The 7,388-nt window shown below is 47.7% G+C and carries 8 protein-coding genes; 4 read left to right on the top strand and 4 right to left on the bottom strand.

The genetic code is table 11. From position 1 onward, the window contains the following. The first annotated feature begins 135 nt into the window (after nucleotides 1-135). From DYP60_RS05380 to DYP60_RS05365, 4 genes are read left to right on the top strand one after another with little or no spacing between them, the layout of a single operon-like run. Nucleotides 136-1,500, top strand: coding sequence for a bifunctional folylpolyglutamate synthase/dihydrofolate synthase (locus tag DYP60_RS05380; protein WP_117329859.1), 1,365 nt, complete (start codon nucleotides 136-138; stop codon nucleotides 1,498-1,500). After that, nucleotides 1,481-2,914, top strand: coding sequence for an NFACT RNA binding domain-containing protein (locus tag DYP60_RS05375; protein WP_117329858.1), 1,434 nt, complete (start codon nucleotides 1,481-1,483; stop codon nucleotides 2,912-2,914). The genes DYP60_RS05380 and DYP60_RS05375 overlap by 20 nt, the downstream gene beginning before the upstream one ends. After that, nucleotides 2,901-3,749, top strand: coding sequence for an AmmeMemoRadiSam system protein B (gene amrB, locus DYP60_RS05370; protein WP_117329857.1), 849 nt, complete (start codon nucleotides 2,901-2,903; stop codon nucleotides 3,747-3,749). Before DYP60_RS05375 ends, amrB begins: the two co-directional genes overlap by 14 nt. Next, nucleotides 3,742-5,214, top strand: a complete 1,473-nt coding sequence (locus tag DYP60_RS05365; protein WP_117329856.1) for a hypothetical protein — start codon at nucleotides 3,742-3,744, stop codon at nucleotides 5,212-5,214. The genes amrB and DYP60_RS05365 overlap by 8 nt, the downstream gene beginning before the upstream one ends. Here DYP60_RS05365 and miaA read toward each other — a convergent pair. The 4 genes from miaA to cmk all read right to left on the bottom strand — a co-directional run bounded on the left by miaA (nucleotide 5,183) and on the right by cmk (nucleotide 7,378). Beyond that, nucleotides 5,183-6,133 (bottom strand): tRNA (adenosine(37)-N6)-dimethylallyltransferase MiaA, encoded by a 951-nt coding sequence (gene miaA, locus DYP60_RS05360; RefSeq protein ID WP_240622828.1) that lies wholly within the window; start codon nucleotides 6,131-6,133, stop codon nucleotides 5,183-5,185. The two genes, DYP60_RS05365 and miaA, sit on opposite strands and share 32 nt — an antisense overlap. After that, complete coding sequence (locus DYP60_RS05355; protein WP_117329854.1) at nucleotides 6,102-6,302, bottom strand: hypothetical protein; 201 nt, start codon at nucleotides 6,300-6,302, stop codon at nucleotides 6,102-6,104. Before DYP60_RS05355 ends, miaA begins: the two co-directional genes overlap by 32 nt. 79 nt (nucleotides 6,303-6,381) lie before the next feature. Beyond that, on the bottom strand, nucleotides 6,382-6,867 hold the full coding sequence (locus DYP60_RS05350; protein WP_117329853.1) for a hypothetical protein: 486 nt from the start codon (nucleotides 6,865-6,867) through the stop codon (nucleotides 6,382-6,384). Further along, a complete protein-coding gene (gene cmk, locus DYP60_RS05345) occupies nucleotides 6,854-7,378 on the bottom strand; it encodes a (d)CMP kinase (RefSeq protein ID WP_117329852.1) in 525 nt (174 codons plus the stop codon). The genes DYP60_RS05350 and cmk overlap by 14 nt, the downstream gene beginning before the upstream one ends. Nucleotides 7,379-7,388 lie beyond the last annotated feature (10 nt).

Here is a 7,388-nt window from a genome sequence, read left to right as displayed (position 1 = left end):
TTTGAGGGAAACCCCTACAATGCAATTATCAGTGGGATCCTTGAAGAAACATTTGGTGTTAGTTTTATCCGGTTTTCACTGCGTTGACCAACGAGGCCCTTACCGTCTACAGTGACAATCGAGGTAGTTTCCAGCATGCAAATTTCCAGCTTTACAGATGTAATTCGCTTCACCGAACGGTTTACCAACCTCGAGAAGCAAACAACCCACTACACCACTCGTACATATAGACTTGATAGGATGCATTGCCTATTGGAACACTTGGGCAATCCTGAGAGGTCCTTCAAGAAAATTCATCTTGCAGGTTCAAAAGGCAAAGGCTCAACAGCAAGCTACCTGGCAAGTGCTCTGACCGCCATAGGCTATAAAACAGGTCTTTACCTCTCCCCGCATTTGGTCGACTACCGTGAGCGGTTCACGTTGAGTGGGACGTTCTTTGAGGAAGCCTTGCTCGTATCAACAGGACAGGAGTTAGTAGACAGTATTGAAGGATTCTCTTTCAGGGATGAGTGGGGAGAGACCAATCCTACCACGTTTGAACTCTTCACTGCCTATGCCTATCTGCTTTTCAAGAACAGTGGCTGTAGTTGGGCGGTTATCGAGACAGGCCTCGGAGGTCGTCTTGATGCAACCAATACCATCATCCCCGAGGCTAGTGTTCTCTGTCCCATTGAGCTGGAACATACCAAGATTCTGGGCTCCACCATTAGGGAAATTGCCTCTGAGAAGAGTAAAATCATCAAACAACGGGTCCCTGTATTTATCGGACTCGAAGAAGGAGAAGCATTGGAAGTGTTCCTGGCTGAAGCAAAAACCCAGCAAAGCACACCCTACCTGCTCAAAGACTATCTGAGTTCACTGACAAGTAGCACCACCGGCGACGGGGAACACGTTCACTACCGGTGGATGAATGGGGAGGAAGAACACCTCTGCCTTTCCATGCGGGGACTGGTCCAGGCACAGAACAGTGCACTTGCAATGTTGGTCTTGAAAACACTGGGTCTCTTTGACAAATCCATGCTTCCTGCCATTGAAGCAAACCAGATACCAGGTCGATTCCAACAGCTCTCAAAATCCCCCTGCATCTATATAGATGGTGCACATACCACTCGTTCCCTGCAAGCTCTGCTCTCCTCGTTCTCAAGCCTTCACCCAACCAAGGAGAATACGGTCATTTTCGGTGCATTGGAGGACAAGGATCATACCCACATGCTCTCTCTATTGCTTGACCACTTCCAGAGAATCATCATCAGCAAGCCAGGTACCTTCAAGAAGAGTGACATCAAGCAATTGCATGAGCTTCTCTTGCAACTTGCTGATGAGCGAAACGAGCACTATGAGATTCTCTTGATTGAAGACAATCTTGAAGCATTGAAAGAAGCACTTTCTCTTACGGCAAAGGAAGGAGCAATTCTTACCTGTGGATCCTTCTACCTTGCCGGAGGTATAAAATCTGCCTATGAGCAGGTCAGGAGTTCCTATGAGTCTCAACTGGCGTGAGATAGCGCTCATTCTAGAGGAGCTACCCCTAGTGGGCAGTTCGCTGCAACACACAACACAGCATGATTTTCACTCTCTCAGTTGGCACTTCTATCATCCAGAAGCAGGGAGATGGACGTTGTATACCGAGGTAGGGACTCCCTTCAGCCGACTCCATGAGCTCAAAAAACCCATCAGTGCAAACCAGATGGGAAAGACCGCAAAGCTCCAACGTTTCATTCAGTTCTGTCGTGCAAACCTGGAGGGAGCGAAGGTGGAATCGGTCTACCAACAGCCCTACGACCGTATCGTGCGCTTACGCATGGACAACCATGGCACCATACTGAATCTCTACCTACGGTTCTACAGCGGACCAGGTGCAAACATTCTGGTTACCGATGCACAGGACATCCTACTCGATCTGCTCTACAGACGTCCTGGACGAGAAGAACAGAGTGGGCAGCCTTTCGTGCTTCCTGAACCGCGTAAAGAAGAAGGAAAACCATTTCTTGTCAGGCAGAGGACCGGCGGTTCCTTTAATGAACAGATCGAGGAAGCCTATGGGGAACAGAGCAACACCATAACCAGGGAAGAACTGGTCAAACGAGTGGAACGTACAATGGAACGGGAGCTCAAGAGCCTGAATACCACACTCAACAGTCTCATCCGCACCAGTGCCGCAACCCAGGATTTCTTGCATTTCAAGAAGTTTGGAGACCTACTCAGTGCCAACCAGCATATGCTCGAGGGTACGATGGAAGAGATAACGGTGGAAGATTGGGAGACTGGAGAACCGCTAACCATACCTATGGATGAGAAGATTCTCGCTCGAGAGAATATCTCTCTCTATTATGAGAAGTATCAAAAAGCAAAAAAAACCCATGAGAATGCCATACAAGAGGTTGAGAAGACCAAAGCACTTATTGCCCAAAGAGAAAGACACTTTTTAGCATTGCTTGATCCCAACCGTGACCAGTTGCAGGCAATAAAAAGCCTGAAAAAGGAACTTGAAGCGAGCGCTGAAAGTGAACAACAAAAGAAACAAAGTCCGGGCCTTACCATTCAAAGTGGTGCGTTCACCCTTCTTGTCGGCCGTAATGCAAAGGAAAACGACGAACTGCTTCGTCATTATGTAAAAGGAAATGACTACTGGATGCACACCCGTGATGTCCCAGGAGGGTATGTGTTCATCAAATACATCAGAGGGAAGAGTGTGCCTCTAGACGTTTTGCTCGACGCAGCAAACCTTGCGGTAGTATTCAGCAAAGCAAAAAACCAAGGTCGTGCAGATCTGTATTATACTCAGGTAAAACATCTGAGGAGGGCTAAGGGAGGGAAAACCGGTTTGGTTCTCCCAACCCAGGAGAAAAACTTGACCGTTACACTGGACGAAGGGAGACTTTCACGATTACTTTTAGGGCATGAGCATGCTTGACAGTCACCACCACATGATTTTCTATCCGGAAGACAGAGAAGTACTCTCCCAAGCAACGGAAAAACGTACAGCAGAGACATATCTCCTCTCCCTTCCCTCTGCTATTCTCATCCCACATGCAGCCTACCAGTTTTCTCTGGAAGCCTTGCATAGAAGTTTCTCAGTTGCAGGAAACCTGAAACCTTCCTTGATTGTCTTTCTTGGTCCTTTACATCAAGAAATACTGGATGCGGATGCACCGGCTTTTCTTTTTACCAGTGAACAGGAAGGGATAACCATAGCAGGGAGAGATCATCCTTTTGCAACCACTATGATCAAGGACCTCACTGTAGCCTATGCCCCCTATTTTACTCAGGAAGACAGTTACCTGATTGAGGAACCTGCCCTTGAACTGACTCTGCCCATGGTACACAGCTACTTTGGTGATGTTCCCGTGCTTCCCATTCTTGCTTCCTCATGTACCAATGAACAAATGAAAACGTATCATAAGCTTCTTGAATCGGTTCTAGAGCAAGAGAAGCACGTGCTGTTCATCGTTTCAGCAAATGCAAATGCGCTGCTGCCTTCTCCGCAGGCGGAAGAGGATGCTAAGACTTTCATTTCCCGCTTACAAACAGGTACTAGCCTGCTGGAGAACAGGAAAGGAGAGAGGATAAGCAGTTGCAACATTTCGAGCTTGGAAGCTCTCCGCCAACTCGGTTCCCTCCCTGGGAAATGGAGCATTGGTGGGTACTTTGACAAGATGGGCGAACAACCTGAACTCAGCAACCAAAACGTTACGAAGGAAAAACATGTTTGGCACATCAGTGCATACCAAGGAGCTATACATGTATAAGGTGAGTCGAACCTTTCCCTGTGAAATTGATGGACAGATGATGCAGTGCATCATAATTGGTCCCCAATCGATGGATCTTCCATCCTACCTCCTACAAGGAGAAAAAGCATGTGGTTACATCTATGAGGATGGAACACTTACCAAATGGTATTGGAAAGGCCTAAGCGTAGTGGAAGGTGAACGTTGTCTCTACTTTGATCCACTGCCATTGTTCCCCTTTTCAGACATTGCCACCAGAAAGCGCGCCCAAGCCCTCACGTTGGTACGGGATCTCGCACGTGCATTAGAAGCCCTGCCCTACTCGTTCTTGGATTTATCAAGTGGTATTCTCCCTCTCTGGAGAGTCTGGGGCATAGAAGATGGTCGATTGTTGATCCTTCCACAGGATTTGGCAGACCTGTTTGCTTCCTGCAGTGATGAAGAGACACGCTACTTCCATAGCTCTTCATGGGTGCATCATGGACTGCATCAACCTTTCACTCTCTGTGACCAGATGACAAGTCTTCTCTACTATGCAGCACTGGGTTTTCCCCCATTCTATGATAAAGACAGCAGGGAGGACTCTTTCAGAGCCCTCCCCTTGGCCTATACAGGAATAGCGCTCCCGCAATCTACGGTACAGTTCATCGACCGCACCCTTTCCCTGAGTTTGACAAAACAGCGGGATGCAGTCTTAAACAAGGAGCCGCAGAAGGCGTTGTCCTGGTTCCTTTCCCAGACAGAATCCTTGCAATGGACACTGGATGCTACTGAAACGGTACAAAGCAGGGAGTCTCTCACAGCCATCGAAGCTTGTGCTTCATTTTTGAACGGACAGCACAAACGGGCAAAACGACGAATTTTTTGGAGAAAGAAAGGTTGGCTGGTCATTACGATTGCAGCTGTGGTCATCTCTGTAAGCTGGTTTACCACCACCCGAATACAGGAATCACGTAAACCTCCCTATACCGCAGGCATGGGACCGACGCAGATCATTGAAGCGTATTATGACAGCATGAATGAGCTGAGTTTGGAGAAAATGGAGGCATCTCTTGCAAAAGGAGTGAAGAATCCATCATCGATGGAAGTCACCAACCTCTATGTAACCCGTCAGACCAGACAAGCATATGAGGGTATCAATACGCAGGTTGATCCCAATGACTGGATTGCAGAGGGTAAACCTCCAATTCTGAGGGGAACCTTCATCTATGGGATTACCAATCTATCCATTGAGCAGATAGGACATAACAGGTATCGTGCAACGGGGATAATGTACACTCCCTATGCATATACCGATGAGGAACCTGAGCAGAATATAACGGCTACTCCGGTCTATACCTATGAGCTGCAGCAGGAATTCTCTGTTGAAATGGGAGAGAAAGGATGGTATGAAATTACCGATATAGGGAACGCCTCGGTTCAACCACTGGAAAAGCTGATGGTGGAAACCTATGTCAAGAACAGCAATACTGCGCTATCTCAGTGAGTATTGCTTGCTTATCTGCAGGATCCATCCACTTGACTTCAGAAAAACTCTTAAAAAACGTCATCTGCCGCTTCGCATAGAAGCGGCTGTTTCTTTCTATCTGGTCTGCAATAATGGAACGAGACCACTCACCGTGCTCCATCGCCTGAAAGAACTCTTTGTATCCGATTCCTTGCAACCCAGGCCAGGAGCTCTCGGCGCCCATTCTCAGGAGCCCCTGAATCTCATTTTCCAATCCTTCATCGAACATCTTCTTGATCCTAAGGCCAATCCTGCTACGGAGTAGAGCACTATCGTGCGCCAAACCGATGACCAACGGGTGCATACCATACCGTGGCTCGGCAGGAAGTGAAAAACTACTCAAGGGTTTACCACTTGCCTCATAGACTTCCAAAGCTCTGCTTACCCGGTACATGTCACTGGGATGAATTCGCTCAGCTGAGACGGGGTCCACCTCAGAGAGACGCCGAAACGCCCACTCGTTTCCATGTAACTCAATCAGCGCAGAAACCTGTGCACGAACAGCCTCATCACTTGGAGGGGCTTCACTGAGACCATAGAGGAAATGTTTGAAGTAATAGGCGGTTCCCCCGCTGATGATGGGGATTTTTCCTTCCTGATGAATTTTTTCACATGCCTTGTCTGCATAGGAGATGAAATCACCTACGCTAAACTGCTCCCATGGGTCCTGAACATCAATGAGATAGTGAGTAATGGTATTCTGCACCTCTTTCGATGCCTTGGCAGAACCAATGTCCAGATGTCTGTAAACTTGGATGGAGTCGGCATTGATAACAGAAAACCTCTGCGGATCGAGATCCAGCAGAAGTTCTGTTTTTCCGACCCCAGTGGGACCGAAGAGAAAAATAATATGGCTGAAAGCTCCGCTACTCGTCAGACTCTTCGAAATGTATTTCACCTTTGAGCGCTCTTGTGAGGACTTCGCTGACAATCTTGCCATTGTTCTTCTCAATTTCTTCGCCGCCACATCCTGGGTTGCTCAGGATATTGGCTTCTTTGATTGCTACACAGGTAATCTGGTAGATATTATCCTCATAATCGATAAGACTGTTGAGTGGAATGCTCACCTCGTAACTCCTTGATTGTAAAAGGTCACTTTGCTACAATTACATTATCATAGAGATTTCTATCAATAATGTACAGCCCTTAGAACGCCCTGCGATACCCCAAGCGCATATATTGTTTGAGTTGCTTCTCACCCAAATTTGTTGAGAGGGTTCCTTGGGTTGTCACCCAAGGGAGGTACGAACCCTCCAAGAAAAACACCCCTCCCTTTCCGATGAATTCATACGAGAGGGCAAGAGCCCCTCCCAGTCCAAGGATATATCCTTTTGTGGATTCCCAACTGATTTGGCTCTTGATACCACCAGAGAGTACCAATGGCTGGAATCGTAGGCTTCTTACGGAAACAGATGCACCAAGAACTGGTGCCTTCCAATATTCTTCCACGGATCCATTGATGGTAGGAAGGCTGAAAGCGAGGTGTTGCTCAGCTCGTCGCCCAAGGATACCCACTTCAAGCGTAGTCGATTCCATTCCTTGGCTTGCTCCCAAGAACACTCCAGCAAACAGGAGGGATGGAGCAAAGGAAATGAGAATCACAAGTGAGAGTACAAGCTTACTGATTTTCACGCTTCCTTGCCTCTTCTATGATTATTTTTGCTACTTCATCTGATTGTAATTCAGTGGTATCGATCACCAAGTCGGCAACCGATGTGTCGCTGTTGTTAATCCCATACAACCTGAGATAGCGCGCGCTGTCATTGGCATCCCGCATTTTGGTCTGCTTGAGGCGTTTTTCAAAGGAGCCGCCTTCACGCTCGGTAATTCGTCTTGCCCGCTCTTCTGTGGTGGCTCTAAGGTACACTTTCAAATCAGCTTCCTTGAGCATCCAGATGGCTAGCCGACTACCCAAAACGCAATTTTCACTTGCAAGAGCCATTTCTACCTGTCTGCGGTCAACCTCCAGATCATACTCGTCAGTCTCTTCTGCAAGCTTGCAGAACGTCCAGAAATCAATCCCTTTCTCCTCACTGAGGGTACGGAACGTAACGTTGATCATCTCATACCCCAAAGCTTGGGCTACCTTGCTGGAAACTGTAGTATTTCCGCAGCCACTCTTTCCACTGATTGCTATACGCACCGTTTCCCCC

This window comes from Sphaerochaeta halotolerans, from assembly GCF_003429665.1.
In the GTDB taxonomy this organism is placed as follows: domain Bacteria; phylum Spirochaetota; class Spirochaetia; order Sphaerochaetales; family Sphaerochaetaceae; genus Sphaerochaeta; species Sphaerochaeta halotolerans.
Note: the sequence above shows the minus strand (reverse complement) of the source record. Positions and strands in the feature narration are given on the sequence as shown.

Coding starts and splice junctions, on each gene's coding strand:
- DYP60_RS05375 (WP_117329858.1), top strand. CDS start 1,481: ATGAGTCTCAACTGGCGTGAGATAGCGCTCATTCTAGAGGAGCTACCC.
- amrB (WP_117329857.1), top strand. CDS start 2,901: ATGAGCATGCTTGACAGTCACCACCACATGATTTTCTATCCGGAAGAC.
- DYP60_RS05365 (WP_117329856.1), top strand. CDS start 3,742: ATGTATAAGGTGAGTCGAACCTTTCCCTGTGAAATTGATGGACAGATG.
- DYP60_RS05380 (WP_117329859.1), top strand. CDS start 136: ATGCAAATTTCCAGCTTTACAGATGTAATTCGCTTCACCGAACGGTTT.